Below are 22789 nucleotides of genomic sequence, written 5' to 3' on the forward strand. Positions count from 1 at the left end.
CTCATGCGATGCCGAATTGCGTCGCGCGGGCGATCAGCCGATGCGCGGCGAGATAGTCGGGGACTTCCGCGAGGAAGCCGTCGACGACGGCGGCGGCTACACGACGGCCGCCGGAGGTACGCCGCGCGTGATCGAACGCGTCGATCACGCGGCGGGCGAGAGCGACTTCATCGGCCGTCGGCGTCAGCACGCGATTGACGACCGGCACGAACTGCGCGTTGACGATCGCTTTCGCCTGGTAGCCGAGGCCGCGCGACACGCGCATGTCGAGCTCCGCGCCTTCGTTGTCGGCATAGCTGTACGGGCAGTCGATCGCGGTTACGCCGACCGCCGCGCATTCGACGCGAAAGCGCGAGCGCACGTAGTCGAGCTCGCGGCCCGCACGGGTGCGCTCGGCACCCATGTCGGCCACCATGTCCTCGGTCGCGACGAGCACGGCCGACACGCGCGGGCTCGAGCGTGCGATCGCCATCGTGTTCACGAGGCCGAGCGTCGTCTCGACGTTCGGCACCAGTTCGGTCGAGCCCGGCGCGATGTCGTATTCCCGCTCGAAACGCGTGACGGCTTCGTCGAGCGCGACGACCTGCTCGGGCGTCGCGACGTACGACATCATCACGATGTCCGGGCGGCCGCGCATCGCGGCGCGCAGGTCGTCGATGCCGCCCGCGTCGAGCGGATTCACGCGTACGGACGCCAGCATGCCGGCGTCGCGCCAGCCGGCGAGCACCCGCTCGCTCAGTTCGCGCGCGGCCGGGCGCCGGTCGGGAGGCGTAAAGGTTTCGAGTTCCTGGATCAGCACATCCGCGCCGCTCGCGGTGCCGTCAACGAGCGCATCGTGATCGGCGCCGGCGAGAAACAGCCAGGAGCGGCGCAGGCGGGAAGGGCGTCGGTTCGTCGGTGTCATGCGTGGTTTCCTGTAGGGCGCGGGGTGCGCGTGGCGATGGCGCGGGCACTCAGCCGGCGCGCATCATCTGGTTGAAGATGTTCTTGCGATGCATTTCCTCGGTGCCGCCGACGCTCATGAAGCCCAGCGCGTCCGCCGCGAACGCGGCCACGGGCCCGGCCTGATAGCCGAGGCTGCCGTACAGCCGCACGAGACCGATCGCGCCGTCGACGAGATCCTGCGCGCCGACCAGCTTCGCGATCGAGCACGTCATCAACGCCTGCGGGTGATCCGTCAGCAACTGCGCGAGCGCGCCACGCGCGAGCCACGTGCCGCGCTCGATGCCGATCTGCAGGTCGACGAGGCGGCGCTGCACGTACTGGTGGGCATCGATCGTGCTGTCGAAGCTGCGTCGCTCGCGGCAATAGCCGATCGCATCGCGCAGATAGGGCGCCGTCACCTGCGCCGCGACGAGGCCGTAATAGAGACGGCCGAGCGAGATGATGTCGATCAGGTTGCCGAGCCCGGCACCCGGTTCGCCGAGCAACTGGCCGCGCGTGATCGGACAGTCGTCGAAATGCAGCGCGCCGGTGGGCAGGTCTTCGAGGCCGAGCTTGCGGTCGGGCGGGGACACCGTCATGCCCGGCTGATCGCGATCGACGATGACGAGCGCGGTGTTGCGCCGGCCCGGCGTTTCGATGCGCGTGACGACGAGAATGAAGCGCGCGAGCGGCGCATGCGCGATATTGAATTTGCTGCCGGTCAGCCGGTAGCCGTCGCCGTGCTCGGCGAGCGTCGTCGCGATGCTGCGCACATCGGTGCCGGTGCCCGGCTCGGCAATCGCGGTCGCGCTCAGTTCGCCACGCAGGATCGCGCCGAAATAGCGGTCCTGCTGCGCCTCCGTGCCGTGGCGCTCGAGTGCGCGCACCATGCCGGCCTGCGCGATCACCGACAGCAGCAGCGCCGGGCGGCGGATCGACGACGCAAGCCCTTCGAGCGCCGCGGAAAAATGCCACCAGCCGTGACCGTCGCCGCCATACGTGTCGGGCACGATCATGTCCCACAGTCCTTCGTGCCCAAGCCGCGTCCAGCCGGCCTCGTCGAATTCGGCCGGCGTGCGGCCGTCCTGCTCCACGGCCGCGGCGATCTCCGCGCCGATCTCGCGAAAGCGCGCACGTGTCGCGTGCTGTTCCTGTGTCCAGTCGAATGGCATCTGTCGTGTCTCCGGTCGAAGCGGCGCGGCCGTCGACGGCGCGCCAGCGATGACGACAAGGTTAAGGGGGTAGGGACAGCGCAGGTACTGGCAGTAGTGGTAGTTGCAGGGTGAATGAGCGGTTTCGCCGGATCTGACCGGACGCCGCCTATAATCGCTATCAACTTCTCCACGAAATCGCGGTGACCAAGGTGAGGGGGTGTCCAAATGGGACCGTGCCGTCGCATCCGTTCGCGCTTCGTCGTCGCAAGCTCGATCGCTGGTCTGACAATACTGGCGTGCCCGGTACACGCGCACGCCGAGGACGGTCCTTCGAGTTCGCCGAGCGGACCCACATCATCGGAGAGAACGCTCAACGCCTATGCGGTGTATGGCGACGGACGCGCGACCGAAGGCGGCGACATGCATTGGCGTGCGTACGAAGTCGGCTTCGGCGACGTCTTGAATGACTACCTCTCCGTCTATCTTGCCTATTTGAACGAGGGGCATCCGCTGGATCACCACCGTGATGGTTTCGCCGCGTTGGGTTCGTTTCGTTGGCCGCTCGGCAGTCGTATGGCGCTCGAATTTTCGGCGGGCCCGTATTTCAGCATGGACACGACACATGTCGACGACCAGCCACGCAATGAAAAGCGCTGGGGCGTGCGTGCGTCGGCAGCGGTGCGGTATTACGTCGTTCCCAACCGCTTCTTCCTCAAGCTGCAGTACAACCACGTCCAGATGATTGGCGGATTCAATTCCGACGCGGTGCTCTTCGGTATCGGCTCGGATTTCGGCGGCGCTCCTGGCCCGGTGTTTTCGGACGGCAAGACGCAGGTCGGCGTTTGGGCCGGGACGTCGCAGACGAACCGCCCTCGAGTGCCGATCGAAAAAGGATACATGGTCGAAGTCAAGCGGCCGCTCGGCAATGCGTGGGCCTATTCGGCGAGCTTCATCTATGAAGGCAACAATGGCGTGGCCGGCCGACGAGGCGTGGCCGCGCAATTCTGGTACGTCGCGCCGGTCACGAGCAAATGGACGCTTTCGGCCGGCGTCGGTCCGTATCTCTCGCGGGATCGGAACGACGTTTCCGGCACAACACGACTCAATGCGTTGCTCAGCGCGCAAGTGGCCTATCGGATCACGAACGAGTGGGCGGCGAGCTTGCGCTTCAATCGTGTCGCAACCGGCAACGACAAGGACCAGGACATGTTCATGGTCGGCGTGGCGCGCAATTTCTAGTGATGGCGGAATGTCATTGGCGTAATGACAACCATCAATCGTGAGTCAATGCGCGACGATATCGGGCGACGTATTTCGCCTGAGCGATGACTTTCCCGTGCATCTGATAGGCGACGAGTGCAGGACTCGCCGCCGGCGCCACGTCAATTTTTTTCCACGTCCAAGGCCGACGCCGTCACGACATATCGATGCGACGCCCCCGGAGGCGGGCAGGGCCCACCGTATCCGGATTCGCCAAAGTCCGTCAACGTCTCGACAGCGCCCGCCGGCAGGAATTTCGGATTGCCGGACGCGCCTTTTTCGATCGACGACTCCGAAGGTGGAATATTGACGATCTCCCAGTGGGTCCAGCCGAGCCCGCCGGTCGGCGCATCGGGGTCGAAAATTGTGACGACGATGCTCTTCGTGCCGCGCGGAACGTGAGTCCACGAAATTCGCGGCGAAACGTTCTGACCGCGACAGCCAAAGCCTCCGTACACGTGTTCGTTCGTAAAATGCCCGTGACTGAGGTCATCGACCATGATGGTGAACGGCGCCGCGCTGGCGATCGCCGGGATGACCGCTAGTGCCGCTGAAGTGCATAGAATCGCGGGAAATAAAATCCTCGATCGCATGATGTGCTCCGTTGAAGGGTAAGCGTTCCGTACAACGGTAACAACGGTATCGTGTAGCGATTCGCCCCGGAAGCCAGATTCGCGAACCACGGTGTTGCCTTCGCTGCAACGTCGTTGGCAGGACGTTCAGTCGAGTCGGCATAGCGTTCGCGGATGATCGAGAGTGCCCGGTCGGCCGTCACGGCGTCCAATCGGTTGTTGCTGGGCTTCGCGCGCCGCTGCGACACGAGACCTTGCGGCCCGTGCTCCCGCAGTCGGCCAACCAGTCGCCGAATCTGCCGCGTCGTCAGTCCGAGTCGCTCGACCGCGCGCCACGGCTTGAACTTGCCGTCCGCCACGTCCTGAATGACCTTGAATCGGTCCAGTTCTCGCATCGTCATCGTGATCCGTTCTGTCGCAGCCATCGAAGCTCCCGGCGCCGGACAACCGGCGGCCGGATAGCTTACGCGGCACGAAAGCGGACATTTGAACTTAGCTAGAAGCGGACATTACAACTTAGCCGCTACACAAATGTCGTAGCCATTTCAAGATGTCGGGGCGCCAGCCAGATAGAAATGTCGCGTTTTCAGGGGTTCAGGATTTGTTTCTCATGAGCTGCAGATCACGCAGTGTCGAAGAGCTGGTCCTGAACGGGCAGGGTGCTTACGCTTGCGTCGCTGCGCCTCGCAGACCGACGGCCAGGTTTGCGCGCGGGCTCTTGCGCCTGTCTGCGTTCGGAGAGATCCACGATCACTTTCTCTACATCGGCCTGCGTGATTTCACGCTGCTTCTTTTTATCCGGCCGGGAGGTGTTGCGATTCGTCTTGGATGAGTCGCCCCGATTCGTTCGGGATGGAGCCTTACCGATTCGACTGTTATCGCGCTGCGCCTGGATCGTCTGCGCAACCTGGAGCACGTGACTCAGGCGCTTGTGTTCGACAACAGCAGCTTGATCGATCTCGGCCAGCCGGTCGTACTGTCTGCAGGGCAACATGCGACCCTCTGTTCGGAGTTCGATGCGCCCGTCCGGGTACTCCCACACCTCGATCGTTCGACCGATCAGCTTCCGATTCTCCGGCGTATCGTCCAGCAAATACATCACTCGGTCGTACTGCACCGTGAGCGATTTCGTCACTTTCCGCGGCTCGCGCCACGTCATCACCAAGTCGAGATTCTCGTCGGCGCGCCGCGATCGGTGTGCATTGAAGTCGCTCTTCGGCGGCTTTGCGAAGCGTGTGTTGTAGGCGGCCATGAAGGAGGGCGCGTAAGCGTTGGCGTCGGCCACCGTGTTGATCCCACGCAGCCGCATCTCCTTGACCAAGCGATCCTGCAACGTCAGATGTGCTCGCTCGACTCGCCCCTTGGCCGGACTGCTGTTTGCGCAAAACGTATCGATGTTCAGCTCGTACATCGCGCGGCCAAAGTGCGTCACCCGATTGCCAGTCTTGCCCGGCGTTGTATTGCGGAACACGCTGTACTTGTCGCTATAGAACGCCCCCGGTTTGCCATGGCACTCGATATACGCTCGCGTCGCCTCGAAGTAGCTGAAGGTCGATTCGGTCTGCGTGAAGTGCAGCATCATCAACCGGCTCGTTGCATCGTCGACGTATACCAGCAGCGTGCAGGCCGGCGCCCGTTCCTCGAACCACCGATGGTCGCTGCCATCGATCTGGATCAGTTCACCCAGGCACGCCCGCCGTGCTCGTGGCTGATAGACCTTCGGCGGTCGTTGCCGGCGTGGCACCCACAAACCAGCTTCCGTCATCAGCCGCCGTACCGTTTCCTTGGCGAGCTGGATGCCGTGGCATTCCCGAAGCTTCTCGCACGCTAGTGTCGGCCCGAAATCGGCGTAGCGATCCCGGATGATCGTCAGGGCCCGCTGGGCCAACTCCGCATCCAGCCGCCGGTTGCCAGGACCGCCACGCTTGCGCGAGGTCAGGCCCACCGCGCCAGACTCCCGGTATCGAATCACCAGCCGCTCGATCTGCCGGACCGTCAGGCCCAGGCGTTCGGCCGCGCGGCCAGGCTTCACGCCCAAATCCACTACAGCCTGGATTACCTTCAGACGGTCGAGTTCTCTCATGTTCAATGTCACCAGTGCTGTTCGGTGCATCGCCGGCTCCATGATCTGACGGGGAGCCGGCAAGCTTACCGAGGTCCAAACGCGACATTTCTAAATGGCTAGAACACGACATTTCTAAAAAGCTACTACAACAAAAAATATCGATAATGTTGATTATGTCAAATAACAAAGATCGACTGCACGAGGTGCTGCTGGCCGAGCGCCTTCGCATTCAAACCCTCCACCTCTGATCCTCGTAGGAGTCGATGTGCTCATTCTTCGTCGTCCCGGCGCGGGCCGCGCGCCGGGACCGGTTGCCGCCTGGCGGCCTCCTCGCCGTCAGAACCGGTACGTCGCCCCGATCTGGAAGAAGCGGCCGAGATCCGTGTAGAGCGACTGGTCATAGCCAGTGATGTCGGGCACGGCTTGCCACTCGACGTCGAACGGCGGTTTCTTGTCGAAGAGGTTCGTGATGCCGCCGTAAATCGTCCAATGCTTGAAGCCGCGATAGTTGAACATCAGGTTGAACTGGCTGTACGACGCCACCGATCCCGTACCGCCGTCGCCGAATTCCGCGGCCACGGCGTTCGTATATGGCCCGGTGTATTGCCAGGTCAGCGTGGTAGTCAGCTGCCGGTAGTCCCAGCTCAGGCTCGTATTGCCCTTCCAGCGCGGGTTGCTCGCGCCGAACGGCTGCAGCAGCGCAAGGTTGTTGCCGGCGAAGTCCTGCGGTGCGGTTCCGGGGCTGTGCAGCTTGAAGTGCCACACATAAGTCCAGTCGCCTGCGAGCGTGAACGTGCCGTACTTGGTGCGCAGCGCTTTGCGGAAGTTGAGATCGAAGCCATCGGTATCGAGCGCACCGAGGTTCACGAAATGCTGAACGAGGTAACGCACCGACCCGTCAGCGTTGCGCACGACGCGCGAGGGATCGTTGGCGACGAGCACCGCGTTCGGATCGTCCGTGCCGATGACGCCGTCGATGCGGACCTTGTAGAACGCCGCGCCGATATCGGTCATCGCATCGGGTGAAAGCTGGAAGCCGATGTTGTAGTTCTTCGTGTGCTCCGGCTGAAGATTCGGATTGCCCGCGACTTGCTCCGTCGTGAAGTGCTTGGTCGGCACACCGCTCGGATCGTTCGGATCGACGAGGTTCTGGTGAGAGAGATAGACGGCCTGCGAGTTTTCGACGAGGGTCGGCGCGCGGAAGCCGCGACTGTACGATGCATACGTCGTCAGCATTTGCACCGGCTGGAAACGCAGCGCAAAGCTCGGCGAAAACGCCCCACCGAAGTCGCTGTAGTGATCGTAGCGGCCCGCCTGCGTGAACGTCAGATTGCGCAGGATCGGAATGTCGACCTGGTAGAACGCGGCGGCGACGTTGCGCGAACCCTCCACCGTCTGCACGTTCGCCGGTGCGGATACGCCCTGCGACGCGAGCGTCTGGGGGTTGATCGTCGACGATTCGTGGCGGAACTCGGTGCCCAGGCCCAGGCCGACCGGGCCCCCGGGCAGCGTGAAGAGATTCGACGTCGAGGCCTTGGCCGTCACGCTGTCGACCTTCGAGATGGCCTGCTGATCGTCGTCCGTGAAAACGCCGTTCAGGCCGTTTGGCGTGGAGGCCGGGTTCGAGAAGTTGTAGGTGCCGTTCGCGAGCATGTTCTCGAGGCCCGCGGCGTTGATCCGGTTGCGATACGTCGTATCGACGGTGCTCTGCGAGTGGCCGTAATCGGCCGACCAGTCCCACGCGCCGAATCTGCCCGCGTCGAGCGAGCCTTTGACGCCCGTGTTCGCCATCCAGAACGTCGATACCGTGTCCGCCCTCACGACGTTGCCCGGGAAAGTCAAGTTGATCGCCGTCGGCACGCCGAACGGGTTATAAGGATTGCTCACCGGTACGGTACGCGGCAGCGGCGAAACGGACCCGGTCGAAGGGTTGTAGACGTTCGTCGTGCTCGATATCGACGCCGGTCCCTGCAACTGGACGGTTTCATCGCGGCTCACCCAGAAGCCCGCATAGGCCTGCGTGTTGTCGTCGATCTTGAAGGTGGCGCGCACCTTCGCGTTCAGGCGCGTCGTGGACGGAACGAGCGACGTCGACGCGGCCGGGTTATACGTGCAATTGGTCGCGCTCGTCTTGCTGCCGGGCGGGCACGGCGAAAGCGGCACCTTGGAGCCGTCCGCCAGCGACCAGTACGATTGCTGGTTCGGCCCGAGCGGCGCTGCCAGTCCGCCGGGATATTGCGTGAAGTCTTGCGCCGACGTCATGTCTCGATCGCCGAGCGTCGAACCCGAATCGCGGTAATAGCTGGCGGCCGCGGTGACGTTGAAGCGATCCGAATTCAGGTCGCCGAAGCCGGCCAGTACGCTGAAGTTGCCCTGCCCGTCGCCCGGATGCTGCGCCTTGCCGAGTTGACCGTCGATCTGCAGGCCCTGAAAGTTCTTCTTCGTAATGATGTTGACGACGCCCGCGATCGCGTCCGAGCCGTAGACGGATACCGCGCCGGTCTTGACGATCTCGACGCGCTCCACCATGTTCAGCGGGATCGCGTTGACATCGAAGAACGTGTCGGTGAAGTTCACCGACTGCGCATAGTTCGCGACGCGCTGGCCATCGACGAGCACGAGCGTGTATTTCTCGCTGAGCCCGCGCAACGCCATGCCGGCGCCGCCGGGTGCCGAGCTGTTCATCGTCGTCTGGCCCCAGCTGCTTGCGGAATTGGCCGAGGTCGAACGCAGGAAATCGGCGACCGTCGTGTATCCGCTTTGCTGGATTTCCTTCGCGGTGATGACCTGCACTTCGGTGTGGCCGACCTTATCCGATGTGCGGATCAGCGAGCCCGTCACTTCGAACTTGTCGAGCTTTTTCACGGTCTGCCCGCCCGCAGCGGCGCCGGACGCCGGCGCGGGCGCGGCGGCGGCCGTGCTGCCGGTTTGCTCGGCGGCGACGCTCCCGTCGACAGGCGTTGTCTGCGCGTAAGCGGAGGTACCCAAAGCCGCCGTCAACGCGACTTCAGCCCATGCGATGCTGCGTATTGCCGATCCCAAAGCCGTTGGTTTCATAACACCCCTTTCCCTTTGTCGTCGCAAGGCCTGACCTTTTTGTATGCACGGAGACTCGCCGGCCTTTAAATAGCGTTGCCCCGCGTTCCTGATTCGTCATCTGACGATCACAACCATTCCGTCCACCCTCCCATTTCTTTCAAAATTATTTCCTCCGCTTATGAGTGGAATGAATTTGAAATTAAATAAACTTAATTCCTATAGGGTTAGGATGCCTAATTACATGGATCGGTCTTTCCGCATATCGAAAGGCTGCATACGCGCTGCGCCCTGGAACATTCTCACCATGGCGCTTCGTCAATCAGTGCGTACGGGTTGCCAGGAAGGCAGTCTCCCGTTGAAAGGCTTCTTTACGTATTCACTTTGAAAGCCTTAATTCACGGAACATGAATTACCGTTCACTACCAAGTTTTACATTGGACGCGAACATAGCAGGACAGAATCGACGCGTCAAAAAATATTTGATGCCACATAACTTTGTTTAGGTGCAATAGATGCACTCGGTTGGTGCCGAATAAAAATCGATATGGTTCATCAGCCGCTACCGTTGTCTTGTCTTCCTTGTTCGGCTGCTTTTTCACCCGTTCGCGCATGCGCCGCAATGGAGCATGCGGCCGGTACTCGCCAGTCCGAACTTTTTTGTTTACCAGAGGGAAGACACGAATCCTTGGCATGGAAACAGTCCGAACGCGTGGTCGATGAATCCCCATCACTACCATCAATCGATCTCCAGATTCCCGGCCGTTTCCACGCGCGGCGCCTCGCGCTTCGTCACCGCTGCATGCCGCCCGCGCCGGCCTATGGACACGACTACCCGAAACGCCACCGGCGCGAACACCAGCCCGAATATCGTCGCCGCCAGCACGCCCCCGAACGCGCCGGTCCCGATCGAACGCCGGCTTTCCGCACCCGCGCCGGTCGCCAGCACCAACGGCACGACGCCGAGCAGGAACGCCATCGACGTCATCACGATCGGCCGAAACCGCACGGCCGCGGCCTCCACCACGGCCTGCCGCAGCGGCACGCCGCGCCCGACGAGTTCGCGTGCGAACTGCACGATCAGAATCGCATTCTTCGCCGACAATCCGATCACCGTAATCATCCCGACCTTGAAGTACACGTCGTTCGGCATCCCGCGCGCGAACGCCGCCGCCAACGCGCCCACGATGCCGAGCGGCACGATCGTCAGCACCGACAGCGGGATCGCCCAGCTTTCATACAAGGCGGCGAGCGCCATGAACACGGCGAGCACCGACAACCCGACCAGCAGCGGCGTCTGCCGCTCGGCAATCCGCTCCTCGCGCGCCGCGGCGACCCAGTCGTAACCGATCCCGGCCGGCAGCATGGCGGCCAGCCGCTCCATCTCCGCCATCGCCGCACCCGAACTGGTGTGGGTCGCCGCCCGGCCGCTGACGTCGAGCGACGGATAGCCGTCGTAGCGATTCAGCATCACGGGCCCGACCGTCCAGTGCGGCGCGGCGATGGCCGACAGCGGCACCATGTCCCCCGTCCGGTTCGGTACCGTCAGCGCCATCAGTTGCGCGTCGGTCGCACGCGCGGCCGGGTCGGCCTCGACGATCACGCGGCGCATCCGGCCCGACGCCGGAAAATCGTTGATGTAGTTCGAGCCGAACGTGCCGCCGAGCAGCCCCGCGATGCGCTCGAACGGCACGCCGAGCGCATACGCTTTCGCGCGATCGACGTCGAGCTCGATGCGCGGCGCGTCCGGCAAGTCCTCGAAATGCACGGACGCGAGCGCCGGGTCCGCCTTTGCACGCGCGGCCAACTGCTCGCGAGCGGCCTTCAGCGCGTCGAGCCCGACCCCGCCGCGATCCTCGAGACGGAACGTGAAGCCGTCCGCGTGACCGATGCCGGGCACCGACGGCGGCAGCGTCGCCTGTACGTCGCCGTCGAGAATCGCGTCGAAACGCCGGTTGAGGCGATCGCGCAACGTCATCGCATCGACGTCGCGCTGCGCCCAGTCCTTCAGGTCGACGAATGCCATCCCGACGTTCTGCCCGCTGCCCGCGAAACTCCAGCCGATCACGCTCGTCACGTTCGCGACGGCCGGCTCCGCGCGCAGGATCGCCTCGACGCGCTGGACGACCGCGAGCGTGCGCGCCTGCGTGGCACCGGCCGGCAACTGGATCATCACCTGCAGCTGCCCCTGGTCCTCGGTCGGCAGGAAGCCGCCCGGCATCGTCCAGTACAGCAGCCCGCACACGGCCAAGAGTGCGACATAGATGCCGACGACCGCACCCGTGCGGCGTACCGCCGACACGGTGACGCGCCGATAGCTGGCCTCGGCGCGCGCGAACGCGACGCCGAAGCGGTCGGCCACGCGCGCGCCGAGGCTGCGGCGCGGCACGCCCCCGCCCCCGCCTTCGTGACGGACGACCGGTTTCAGCAAATTCGCGCACAGCGCCGGCGTGAGCGACAGCGCCATGAACGACGACACGAGCATCGACGCGATCATCGACACCGCGAACTGCCGGTAGATGCCGCCGACGCTGCCCGGGAAGAACGCCATCGGCACGAACACGGCGGTCAGCACCGCGGTCACGCCGACGATCGCCCCGCCGATCCGCTTCATCGCGTGCCGCGTCGCATCGCGCGGCGACACGCCCGCCTCCATCACGCGGTGCACGCTCTCGACGACGACGATCGCATCGTCCACGAGAATGCCGATCGCCAGCACGAGGCCGAACATCGTGAACACGTTGATCGACAGCCGGAACACCCACATCGCGACGAACGCGCCCATCAGCGTGACCGGAATCACGACGGTCGGCACGAGCGTGTAGCGCAGCTCGCGCAGGAACAGCCACATCACGCAGAACACCAGCACGACGGCCTCGACGAGCGTCAGCACGACTTCCCGGATGGCGATCTTCACGAAATGCGCGCCGTCGAACGGAATCTCCACCGCGACGCCCGGCGGCAGCGTCTTCGACAGCTCGGCAAGCCGCGCGCGGATCGCGTTCGACGTTTCGAGCGCGTTGCCGCGCGGGCCGAGCTGGATGCCGACGGTGGCCGCCGGACGGCCGTTCAGCCGCGAATAGAACGAATAGTCGTCGCGGCCGATTTCGATGCGGGCGACATCGGCGACGCGCACGACCGAACCATCCTGCTTCGACTTCAGCACGATCCGGCCGAACTCCTCCGGCGACGTCAGCTGTCCCTTGACGACGATCGTCGCGGTGAGCTGCTGGCCGCGCACGAACGGCGCATCGCCGATCGCGCCGGCCGTCACCGTCGCGTTCTGCACGCCGATCGCCGCGATCACGTCGTCGGCGCCGAGGTCGTATTCGCGCAACTTGCTGGGATCGAGCCAGACCCGCAGCGCCTCGTCGGCGTCCCACAGCTGGGCCGCGCCGACCCCGGGCGCGCGCTTCAGCTCGCGCAGCACGTAACGGTTCAGATAGTCGCCGAGCTGGGCGGAGTCGCGCGTGCCGTCGGTCGACGTCAGCGTGACGAGCATCAGGAACGTGTTGGCCGCCTTGAACACGCCGATGCCCTGCTGCACGACCTGCTGCGGCAGCCGCGGCTCGACCTGCTTCAGCCGGTTGTTGACGTCGACGAGCGCGATGTCCGGATCGGTGCCGGGCGCGAACGTCACGTCGATCTCGAGATTGCCGTGACCGTCGCTGCTCGTCTCGTAGTACTGCAGCCCGTCGGCACCGTCGAGGCTTTCCTCGATGATGCTGCCGACGTCGGCGTCGACCGTCTCGGTCGACGCGCCCGGATAGGTCGCGCTGATCACGACGCGCGGCGGCGCAAGGCGCGGATACTGCGCGATCGGCAATTGCGGAATGGCGAGCACGCCCGCGACGACGATCGCGAGCGCGACGATCCACGCGAACACCGGGCGGTCGATGAAGAACGATGGCATCGGCGTGCGTCAGCGAACGGTACGGGCGCGCCGCGCCCGCTTCACGTCACTCATCCGCGCCCCCTTCCCGCTGCAGCGGACCCGGTTCCGGTGCGAGCATCGACGACGCGAGCAGCGCCTGCGTATACGGGTGGGACGGCGCGTGCAACACGTCGAGCGTATCGCCCTCCTCGACCACGCGCCCCGCCTTCATCACGATGACCCGATGGGCCATCGCGCGCATCACCGCGAGATCGTGCGTGATGAACAGGTAGCTCAGTTGATACTTCTTTTGCAGGTTCGTCAGCAGATTCAGCACCTGCTTCTGGATCGAAACGTCGAGCGCGCTCGTCGGCTCGTCCAGCACCAGCAGCTCCGGCTCCACGGCCAGCGCGCGCGCAATCGCGATGCGCTGACGCTGGCCGCCGGAAAATTCGTGCGGATAGCGAAGCATCGCGTCGGCCGGCAGGCCGACCTCCTGCAGCAAGGCAGCGACCCGCGTGCGCCGCGCGGCGCCGGCCACCTCCGGCCGGTGCACGGCAAGCCCCTCGCCGACGATCTGCTCGACCGTCATGCGCGGCGACAGCGAGCCGAACGGATCCTGGAACACGACCTGCATGCGGCCGTACAGCGCGCGCCGGCCGCGTGTCGTGCGCAGCGACGCCAGCGGCATGCCGTCGATCTCGATGCCGCCCGACGCCGGCCGCTGCAGGCCGAGCACGGCCGCCGCCAGCGTCGATTTCCCCGACCCGGATTCGCCGACGATCCCGAGCGTCTCGCCACGTCGCAGGCTCAGCTTCACGTCGTGCACGGCCCGGAACGCCGTCTTGCCGAACACCGCGCGCCAGCCCTTCGTCGCGATGCGGTAATCGACGGCGAGTTGCCGCACGTCGAGGATCGTCTGCGCACCGGCCGCGACCGGTTCGACCGCACGTTGCGGCGCGCTGTCGAGCAGCCGGCGCGTGTACGCGTGTTGCGGCGCGGCGAACAGCGCGCCGGTCGTGTTCGTTTCGACGAGCACGCCCTGCTCCATCACGGCCACGCGCTGCGCGAAGCGCCGCACGAGATTCAGGTCGTGCGTGATCAGCAGCACGGCCATCCCGCGCGCGGCGGCCTCCTGCTCCTGTAGTTCGATCAGCAGGTCGACGATCTGCTGGCGCACCGTCACGTCGAGCGCCGTCGTCGGCTCGTCCGCGAGCAACAGCCGCGGCCGGCACGCGAGCGCCATCGCGATCATCGCGCGTTGCCGCTGGCCGCCCGACAACTGGTGCGGAAAACTGTCGATGCGCCGCTCCGGCTCCGGAATCCCGGTGCGCCGCAGCAGCGCGATGCCGCGCTCGCGCGCGTCGCCCGGCCGCAGCCCCTCGTGCAGCCGCAGGCTCTCGGCGATCTGCTTGCCGATCGTATACAGCGGATTGAGCGCCGTCATCGGCTCCTGGAACACCATCGCGATATCGGCGCCGCGGATGCCGCGCATCTGCTGCTCGGTCTTCGCGAGCAGATCCTCGCCGTCGAACAGCATCTGTCCCGACAGCGTCGCCTGCTGCGCGAGCCGCAGGATCGACAGCGCCGTCACGCTCTTGCCCGAGCCCGACTCGCCGACGAGCGCCACGCGCTCGCCGCGCCCGACCGCGAGGCTCAGGTCCTGCACGGCGGCTTTCGCGCCGAAGTGCGCGGAAAACCGTCGAATGTCCAGCAAAGGAGTCGTCATCGTTGCTCCCCGCCGAAGGCCGAGCCGCGCGCGCGCGTGTCGAGCGCATTGCGCAGCGCGTCGCCCATGAACGTGAGCAGCAGCAGCGTGACGACCAGCGCCGAGAACGCGGAGATCGAGATCCACCACGCGTCGAGGTAGTTCTTGCCTTCCTGCAGTAGTTCGCCGAGGCTCGGCGTCGGCGGCTGCACGCCGAGGCCGAGGAAGTCGAGGCTCGTCAGCGACAGGATCGCCGCACTCATCCGGAACGGCAGGAACGTGATCACCGGCGTCAGGCTGTTCGGCAGCACGTGCCGCCACATGATCTGCCAGTTCGACAGTCCCATCGTGCGTGCGGCCTTCACGTAGTCGAGCGCGCGGTTGCGCAGGAACTCCGCGCGCACGTAGTCGGACAGCACGAGCCAACCGAACATCGACAGCAGGACGAACAGCAGCCACAGCGACGGCTCGAAGATCGACGCGAAGATGATCAGCAGGTACAGGTCGGGCAGCGCGCTCCAGATCTCGATCAGGCGCTGCCCGACGAGATCGGTGCGCCCGCCGTAGAAGCCCTGCAGCGCGCCCGTCAGCACGCCGATCCCGACGCCCGAAACCGTCAGCGCGAACGCCATCAGCACCGACAGCCGAAATCCGTACAGCAGCCGCGCGAGCACGTCGCGGCCGAACTGGTCGGTGCCGAGCCAGTTGCTCGCGGACGGCGGCGCCGGATACGGCCGCGACGCGAAATAGTCGATCGTGTCGTAGCGGTAGCGGTTCGGCGGGTAGATCGCGAAGTTGTCGTGCGACTCGATCTTCGCGCGGATGTACGGATCGAGATAGTTGGTCTTCGCCGGGAAATCGCCGCCGAACTGCGTCTCCGGATAGTCCTTCACGATCGGGAAATAGAAATGCCCGTCGTAGCGCACCACCAGCGGCCGGTCGTTCGACAATCCTTCGGCCAGCAGGCTGAGCGCGAACAGCGTGGCAAAGATCACGAGGCTCCAGTAGCCGAGCCGCTGCGCGCGAAACCGCCGCCACGTGCGTCGCCATGGCGACGGCGACGCCGCGCATGCGACGGCGGCCGGATCAGTGGTCCAGGCGGTTGAACTGGATACGGGGGTCGACGAGGACATAGCAGACGTCAGCAATGAGTTTGGTCAGAAGGCCGATGAGCGTGAACAGGAACAGCGAACCGAGCACCACCGGATAGTCGCGGCGAATCACCGAGTCGTACGAGAGCTGCCCCATCCCGTCGAGCGAGAACAGCGTCTCGATCAGCAGGTTGCCGTTCAGGAAGGCGCCGACGAACGCGGCCGGCAACCCGGTGAGCAGCGGAATCGCGGCATTGCGCAGTACGTGCTTCCACAGCACGTCGCGCTCCGGCGCGCCCTTCGCGCGTGCGGTCAGCACGTATTGCCGGCCGATTTCGTCGAGGAACGTGTTCTTCGTGAGGATCGTGACGATCGCGAAGTTGCCGACCACCGACGCCGTCACCGGCAACGCGATATGCCACAGATAGTCGAGGGCCTTGCCGATCAGCGTCAGTTCGTCGAAGTCGTCCGAGGTCAGGCCGCGCATCGGAAACACCTGCCAGAACGTGCCGCCGCCGAACAGCATCAGCAGCAGCACGCCGAGCACGAAGCCCGGAATCGCGTAGCCGGCGAGCACGAGCACGCTCGTTACCGTGTCGAAACGCGAGCCGTTGCGCACGGCCTTCGCGATGCCGAGCGGCACCGACACGAAGTACGTGAGGATCACCGTCCACAAGCCCAGCGTGATCGACACCGGCAGCTTCGAGCGGATCACGGCCCATACGCTGCGGTGCGCGAAATAGGACTGCCCGAGGTCGAACGTCGCATAGCTTTTCAGCATCAGCGCGTAGCGTTCGAGCGGCGGCTTGTCGAAGCCGAACTGCTTGCGGATCTGCGCGATCTGCTGCGGATCGACGCCCTGGCTGCCGTGGTAGCCGCCCCCGCCTCCGCCCGCCTCGCCTCCACGCGCGCTGCCGTGGCGCAATTGCGTGAGCACCTGCTCGACCGGGCCGCCCGGCACGAATTGCGTAACCGCGAACGTGATCGTCACGACGCCGATCAGCGTCGGGATCATCAGCAGCAGGCGCCTCAATATGTATGCAAGCATCGTCGCTCCCTCGTCAGGCCGCCGCGGCGGGTTGTGGCCGTGCTACCGGCTTCTTCACGTACCAGTAGTCGATGATCCAGTCCTCGTACTGATAGGAAGCCGGCACGACCGGCGGATGGCCGAGCGTCGTCTTGTACGCGATCCGCGCGTTCGGCATGTAGTACTGCGGAACCAGCACGTACAGGTTGATCAGCACGCGGTCGAGCGCGTGCGTGGCCGTCTCGAGATCGTCGAGCGTATTGGCCGCAAGCGCCGCGCGGATCAGCGCATCGACGGCCTTCGACTTCACGCCCGGATAGTTCTCCGAGCCGGGCTGCGATGCGGCCTCGCTGCCGAAACGACGCGTCAGTTCCGCGCCCGGGATCGTCACGGGCGAGTAGATATACGTCGTCATGTCGTACTCGAAATTGTCGAGCCGCTTCTGGTAGAGCGCGCTGTCGATCTCGTGCAGGTACGCATGGATGCCGAGCGTCGCGAGCGCCTGCGTGTACGGCAGGATCAGGCGATCCATGCCGGGCTGGTCGTCGATGATCTCGATCGACATCGGCGTGCCGTTCGCGTCGCGCAGCGCGCCGTCCCGGTAGTGCCAGCCGGCCTGAGCGAGCAGGTCGCGCGCTTGCTTGAGGTTCGCGCGCAGCGAGCCCGGCGGCAACGTCGACGGCTGCTTGACCATCGGGCCGAACACCTCCGGCGGCAGCGTCGAGCGGTACGGTTCGAGCAGCGCGAGTTCCTTCGCGCTCGGCATGCCCGACGCGGCGAACGGGCTCGCGTCCCAGAAGCTGTTGGTGCGGCGGTACTGCCCGTAGAACATCATCCGGCTCATCCAGTCGAAGTCGAATGCCAGCGCAAGCGCGTGCCGCACGCGCACGTCCTGGAACATCGGTTTGCGCAGGTTCATCAGGAAGCCCTGCATCTGCGCGGGGCCGTCCGGGAACTCGCCCCTCTTCAGCATGCCGTTGCCGAAATTCTTGCCGACGTACTTGCGCGCCCACTGCGTCGAGCTGTACTCCATTCGCGCATCGACATCGCCGGCCTTGAACGCCTCGAGCGCCGTGTACTGGTCGAGATACAGCTTGAACGACACGCGCGCGAAACGGAACATCCCGCGCCGCGACGGCAGGTTCGCGGCCCAGTAATGCGGGTTGCGCACGTACGCGATCTGCTTGTCGTTCCTGCGCTGCTCGATCAGGTACGCGCCGCTCGCGATCGGCGGCTCGTTCGCGATCTGGTCGAACGGCGGCCGCGTACCGTCCGCGTGTTGCCCCCACTTCGGCGAGAACACCGGCAGGTCGCCCGCGATCAGCGCGGCGTCGCGCTCCGCGTGCCTGAACTCGAAGCGGATCGTGTGGCCGTCGACGACCACTGCGCGCCGGATGATCGAGAACTGCGCGTTGTACAGCGGCGACGCCTGCGGGCTCGTCAGCGTATCGAACGAATACTTGACGTCGGCCGCGGTGATCGGGTCGCCGTTCGAGAAGCGCGCGGCCGGGTTGATGTGGAACGTGGCCGACTGCCCGTCGGGCGCCACCTCGACGTCGTCGGCAATCAACGCGTATTCGGACGCGAGTTCGTCCCAGCTGCGCTGCATCAGCGTGTCGAACATCAGGTTCTTGATGTCCGGTGCGGGCGAGCCGCGCACGAGGAACGGGTTCAGCGAGTCGTAGCTCTGCGCTTCGTCGTAGTTTTCGAAGTTGAGCGCGCCAGTGTCCGGCGCCTGTGGGTCCGCATAATCGAAATGCGCGAAGTCCGGCGGGTATTTCGGCTGGTCGTATTGCGCGATCGCCGACACCGCGAGCGCCGCACGTGGCATGGCGCTACCCGACACGAGCAGCACGGCGCATGCGAACAGCGCCGCGCGCGGCACGCCTGCCCATCGCCATTTCAACAGTTTCATGGTCGGTCTGTCCGAAAGCGTGCGGGCGCGAGGCCTGCGCGCGGTAGATTCCTGTGCAGGTTGCCGCGTGCCACCTGCATCCCACTGGTTGTTCGTGCTGAAAACGATCCTGCGAACTGCATCGCCGCACGTCCCGGTTGCAGGCCGTCGTGGCGCCAGGCGAAAAAGGGCCGCTCCAAAAAATGGGGAGGTGGACGTGGAGCGGCCGGTCTAAAGCCTATCGGTGCATCGCAATCGCCATCAGAACTTGTAGGTCGCGCCAACCTGCGCGAATCGACCGACATACGTGTACAGCGACGTGTCGTAGCCCGTCTGGTAGCTCGCGTTCATATAAACCGGGTCGAACGGCGGCGCACGATTGAAGATGTTGTCGATGCCCGCATAGATCGTCCAATGCTTGAAGCCGGTGTAGCTGACCATCAGATTGAACTGGCTGTACGAAGCCACGCTGTCCTGCATGTTCGGATATTGGCCCGGCGACAGGATGGCCTGGCTGTACGGTCCCGTGAACATCCACGTCAACGTCGCGTTCCATTGGTTGTGGTAGTTCCAGTTCAGACTCGTGTTGCCCTTCCAGCGCGGGAAGCTGCCGCCGAACGGCTCGTTCAGCGAACCGTTGTTGCCCGCGAAGTCGGTCGTCTCGCCGCCCACCGGCATCTTGAAGTGCCACACGTAGGCCCAGTCACCCGACAGCGTGAAAGTACCGATCTTGGTCGACACCGACTGGCGGAAGGTGGTCTCGAAGCCGTCCGTATCGAGCGACGAGAGGTTCATATACGGCAGCAGCACATACGCGATCGAGCCGTTCGGGTTACGGATCACCTTCGACGGATCGTTCTGGTCGACCACCGTCTGGATGTCTTCCGTGCCAATCACGTTGTCGATGTGGATCTTGTACCAGTCGAAGCCGAAATCGGTATTGCGGGTGGGCGACAGCTGGAAGCCGATGTTGTAGTTCTTGGTCCGCTCCGGCTGCAGCTTGCTGTTACCGGTCTGCACTTCCTCGACGAGGTTGTATGCGTTCGGGTTGTTAGGATCGTTCGCGTCGACCGCGCCCTGCGCGCCGTAGGTCCTCGACGAGGTGTTTTCGATCAGCGTCGGTGCGCGGAAGCCACGGTTGTACGAACCGTACATCGTCAGCTCGCGGATCGGCTGGAAGCGCAACGCGAAGCGCGGCGAGAACGCGCCACCGAAGTCGCTGTAGTGGTCGTAGCGCCCCGACTGGCTGAACGTCAGGTTCTTCAGGATAGGAATGTCGATCTGGTAGTAGACCGCCGCGACGTTGCGCTCCCCGTTGACCGACTGCAGCGACGGCTGGATGAGCGTGCCATTCGCGTAGTCCGCGCCCGTACCGATGTACTGGCTCTGGTGCGTGAATTGCGTACCGAGACCCAGGCCGACGTTACCCGTGGGCAACGTGAACAGGTTCGGCGTCGACAGCGTCGCGTCGACAGCATCGAGCTTCGTGATGGCCTGTGTCGACGTGCTTCCGTACAGTCCGTTCAACCCGTTCGGTGTCGACGATGGATTGGCGAAGTCGAACACGCCGTTCTGGACGATATTTTCCAGTGCGGCCGCGTTGATCAGGTTCGAATAGTTGTTCGACACCGTGTCCTGCGAATGCGTGTAGGACGCCGTCCAGTCCCAATCCCCCACGCGTGGCGTGCTGAACGAGCCTTTCACGCCTGTCGCGGCACGCCAGAAGTTGGAACTCGTATGCACGGCCTGCGCGGCCGGGAATGCGTAGACCAGTTTGGCCGGCACGCCAAACGGGTTATACGGGTTGCTGCCCGGCACAAGGTTCGAAATCGGCGCGAGACCGCCCGTTGCCGGATCATAGGTCTGCGTGCTGTTGCCGAGGCGGCCGACGAAGTTGTTCGTGACCGTCGTATTGTTGCTTTCCCAGAGATCGGCGAACGCCTGCATCGCGTCGTTGATCTTGAAGTCGGCGTGCACCTTCGCGCTCAGGCGTTCAGTCCACGGCGACAGCGACGATGCGTACGCGGTGTTGTTTGCGCAGACCGTGCCGGGACCGTTGACCTGCGCGACGGAGGTGCCCGGCACGGCCTGGCCTCCGTTCGGACACGGGCTCAGCGGCACCTTCGCGCCGGTGGTCGGATTGCGCCAGTAGGAGACGCTCTGGTTCGACAAGCCGCCCGGGAAATTGGAGAAGTTCTGGTTCTGCGTCGTGTCGCGATCGGCGATCGAGATGCCGTTCGACTTGTAGTAGCTGGCCGCCGCCGTCACGTTGAAGCGGTCGGCGTTCAGGTCACCGAAGCCGCCGAGGATGCTGAACTTCGTCGTGCCCTGGCCGCCTTCACCGTTCGTTGCGCCACCGTAGCTGCCCCCCAATTCAAGACCCTGAAAGTTTTTCTTCGTGATGATGTTGACCACGCCCGCGATTGCGTCGGAACCATACTGAGACACCGCGCCTGTCTTGACAATTTCGATACGGTCGATGATGTTGAGCGGCAGCGTGTTCAGGTCGAAGAATTGATCGCTGCCGTTCACTGCGAACGCATATGGCGACACCCGCATGCCGTCGATCAGCACCAGCGTGTATTTCTCGCTGAGGCCGCGCAGCGCGATACCTGCGCCGCCCGGCGCGAAGCTGTTCGTCGAGCCCTCGCTCCAGCTGCTTGCCGAGTTGGCCGAGGTGCTGCGCAGGTAGTCAGCGACGCTGGTCTGGCCGCTGTTCTCGATGTCCTTGCTCGTGACGGTCTGAACCTGGTTGAAGCCGACCTTGTCGGCCTGCCGGATCAGCGAACCGGTCACTTCGAACCGCTTGATCTGCGCGACCTTGCCCTGTCCGTTCGCGCCGGGCGTGGCAGGCGTCGCCTCGGCTGCCGCACCGGACGCCGAGGCGCCCGTGGCAGCGACAGCGCTCGTCGCACCGTCCGCCTGTGCAACGGTCATCGGTGCGCCGTCCGCGACCGCATCCGCGATCGATGCGGCGCCCGGCGCCGGCTGGCTCTGGGCGAACGCCGGCGGCACCAGCGCGGCCGTCAGCGCCAGTTCCGCCCAGACTATCCTCTTGATGGCCAACGCCAAAACTCTCTGCTTCATCTTGTTCCCTCTCGCTCGTAGTAAGACCCCGCCTGCTGCGTGCCGGAACCTTGTGAATTCCTTGCGCGTCCTGGGTGCCCGTCTAACGGAACCCGCGATAGCCACTCTTCCGACTGCCGTGACTCGAACGGATCGGCCTCAGGGCACCCGTGCCACTCGGCATCACCCTCTCTTTATATTTCGATTCGTGCTACTTACTACATGTCCTGAGCGCGCTTCCTGCCACTTCCGATTCGAGGGATGGCGAGCCCAGCCCCGCCGTCGACGAAAATGCTCGCGCGCCATACTGCGTGCTGCCTTCCATCGATCGGGTACTTCTCCTGCATCGCGGCGTGCAGCACCTGGCGCCTGCGCTAGAACAGCCGCGGCGTACCGACCCAGACGATCACCGCCTCTTCGTCGGCCGTGTTGTGCCACGCATGCGGCAGCGTCGACTCGTAGTGCGCGGTGTCGCCCGCGCTCAACACGAACGTGCAATCCTCCAGCGTGAGCACGACCCTTCCGCGCATCACGTAGAGAAACTCCTCCCCGGCATGCGTCGTCACTTCAGACGGCGACTGCCCCGCCGGTATCCTGACGAGAATCGCGTCGAGCTTGCGACCGTCCACGAGATTCGTCAGCCGCGCAAAGGAGCTCGCCGAGTTCGCGAACTGGAAATACTGCAATGCGTCGCCGCGGCACACCGAGCGCGCCTCAGTCGGCGTGTCGATGAAGTACTGCATCGTCACACCGAGCGCCTTAGCGATTCGGACCAGCGACGTAATCGACGGCGTCGCGCGTCCGCGCTCGACCTGCGACAGGAATGGCTTCGAGATCCCTGCCGTCGTGGCCGCTTCGTCGAGCGTGAGTTTCAGCCGCTGCCGAAGCGCGCGGATCTTGTTGCCGAGCGAAACCGCAACGAGCACCGATTCATCGGGAGGCAAGACCATGGAATAACGGACCCTCTCAATCGAAATCGGTTTAATGTCGGCAGGCCTTGTCCGACGCCATGAGGCTGCCGCCGCGACGCGAGGCTGAACGGCCCTTCGCCGCCGCGCGCACGTCGCACGCGGCGCGAAACGGGATGCCCGATTCGTGGTCGCGCGATTCTCGCTCAT

12 protein-coding genes and 2 pseudogenes are annotated in these 22789 nt (G+C 64.6%); 1 reads left to right on the top strand and 13 read right to left on the bottom strand.

The window, feature by feature from the left end:
* Nucleotide 1: 1 nt before the first annotated feature.
* Entirely contained in the window at nt 2-904 is a 903-nt protein-coding gene (locus J8I33_RS09645; protein ID WP_209935030.1) for a CoA ester lyase, read from the bottom strand.
* A 49-nt stretch (nt 905-953) separates the two neighbouring features.
* Nucleotides 954-2096 (bottom strand): acyl-CoA dehydrogenase family protein, encoded by a 1143-nt coding sequence (locus tag J8I33_RS09650; RefSeq protein WP_209935031.1) that lies wholly within the window; start codon nt 2094-2096, stop codon nt 954-956.
* A 207-nt stretch (nt 2097-2303) separates the two neighbouring features.
* Here J8I33_RS09650 and J8I33_RS09655 point away from each other — a divergent pair, with 207 nt between their 5' ends.
* On the top strand, nt 2304-3317 hold the full coding sequence (locus J8I33_RS09655) for a hypothetical protein (protein WP_209925677.1): 1014 nt from the start codon (nt 2304-2306) through the stop codon (nt 3315-3317).
* Between the two features lie 34 nt (nt 3318-3351).
* On the opposite strand, the pseudogene J8I33_RS09660 reads toward J8I33_RS09655, so the two are convergent.
* The 11 genes and pseudogenes from J8I33_RS09660 to J8I33_RS09710 form a co-directional block, all read right to left on the bottom strand.
* A pseudogene (locus tag J8I33_RS09660) lies at nt 3352-3931 on the bottom strand (YbhB/YbcL family Raf kinase inhibitor-like protein).
* A gap of 134 nt (nt 3932-4065) precedes the next feature.
* Nucleotides 4066-4335, bottom strand: a pseudogene (locus tag J8I33_RS09665) (helix-turn-helix domain-containing protein); the annotation flags it as partial.
* Nucleotides 4336-4532: 197 nt separating this feature from the next.
* Entirely contained in the window at nt 4533-6023 is a 1491-nt protein-coding gene (locus tag J8I33_RS09670; protein ID WP_209935033.1) for an ISNCY family transposase, read from the bottom strand.
* 288 nt (nt 6024-6311) lie between these two features.
* Entirely contained in the window at nt 6312-9032 is a 2721-nt protein-coding gene (locus J8I33_RS09675; RefSeq protein WP_050015431.1) for a TonB-dependent receptor, read from the bottom strand.
* A 718-nt stretch (nt 9033-9750) separates the two neighbouring features.
* Nucleotides 9751-12924, bottom strand: coding sequence for a multidrug efflux RND transporter permease subunit (locus J8I33_RS09680; RefSeq protein ID WP_209935035.1), 3174 nt, complete (start codon nt 12922-12924; stop codon nt 9751-9753).
* 46 nt (nt 12925-12970) lie between these two features.
* On the bottom strand, nt 12971-14614 hold the full coding sequence (locus J8I33_RS09685; protein WP_124630370.1) for a dipeptide ABC transporter ATP-binding protein: 1644 nt from the start codon (nt 14612-14614) through the stop codon (nt 12971-12973).
* A complete protein-coding gene (locus tag J8I33_RS09690) occupies nt 14611-15726 on the bottom strand; it encodes an ABC transporter permease (RefSeq protein ID WP_209935041.1) in 1116 nt (371 codons plus the stop codon). The genes J8I33_RS09685 and J8I33_RS09690 overlap by 4 nt, the downstream gene beginning before the upstream one ends.
* The gene (locus J8I33_RS09695; RefSeq protein WP_050015437.1) at nt 15680-16732 is read right to left on the bottom strand and encodes an ABC transporter permease subunit; all 1053 of its coding nucleotides are present in this window, start codon (nt 16730-16732) and stop codon (nt 15680-15682) included. Before J8I33_RS09695 ends, J8I33_RS09690 begins: the two co-directional genes overlap by 47 nt.
* Nucleotides 16733-16745: 13 nt before the next feature.
* Nucleotides 16746-18626, bottom strand: coding sequence for an extracellular solute-binding protein (locus J8I33_RS09700; RefSeq protein ID WP_050015439.1), 1881 nt, complete (start codon nt 18624-18626; stop codon nt 16746-16748).
* 240 nt (nt 18627-18866) lie between these two features.
* Complete coding sequence (locus J8I33_RS09705) at nt 18867-21692, bottom strand: TonB-dependent receptor (RefSeq protein ID WP_209935048.1); 2826 nt, start codon at nt 21690-21692, stop codon at nt 18867-18869.
* Between the two features lie 353 nt (nt 21693-22045).
* On the bottom strand, nt 22046-22621 hold the full coding sequence (locus J8I33_RS09710; RefSeq protein WP_050015443.1) for a cupin domain-containing protein: 576 nt from the start codon (nt 22619-22621) through the stop codon (nt 22046-22048).
* Between the last annotated feature and the right edge of the window lie 168 nt (nt 22622-22789).

The organism is Burkholderia sp. AcTa6-5 (genome assembly GCF_017815075.1).
Classification (GTDB): domain Bacteria; phylum Pseudomonadota; class Gammaproteobacteria; order Burkholderiales; family Burkholderiaceae; genus Burkholderia; species Burkholderia sola.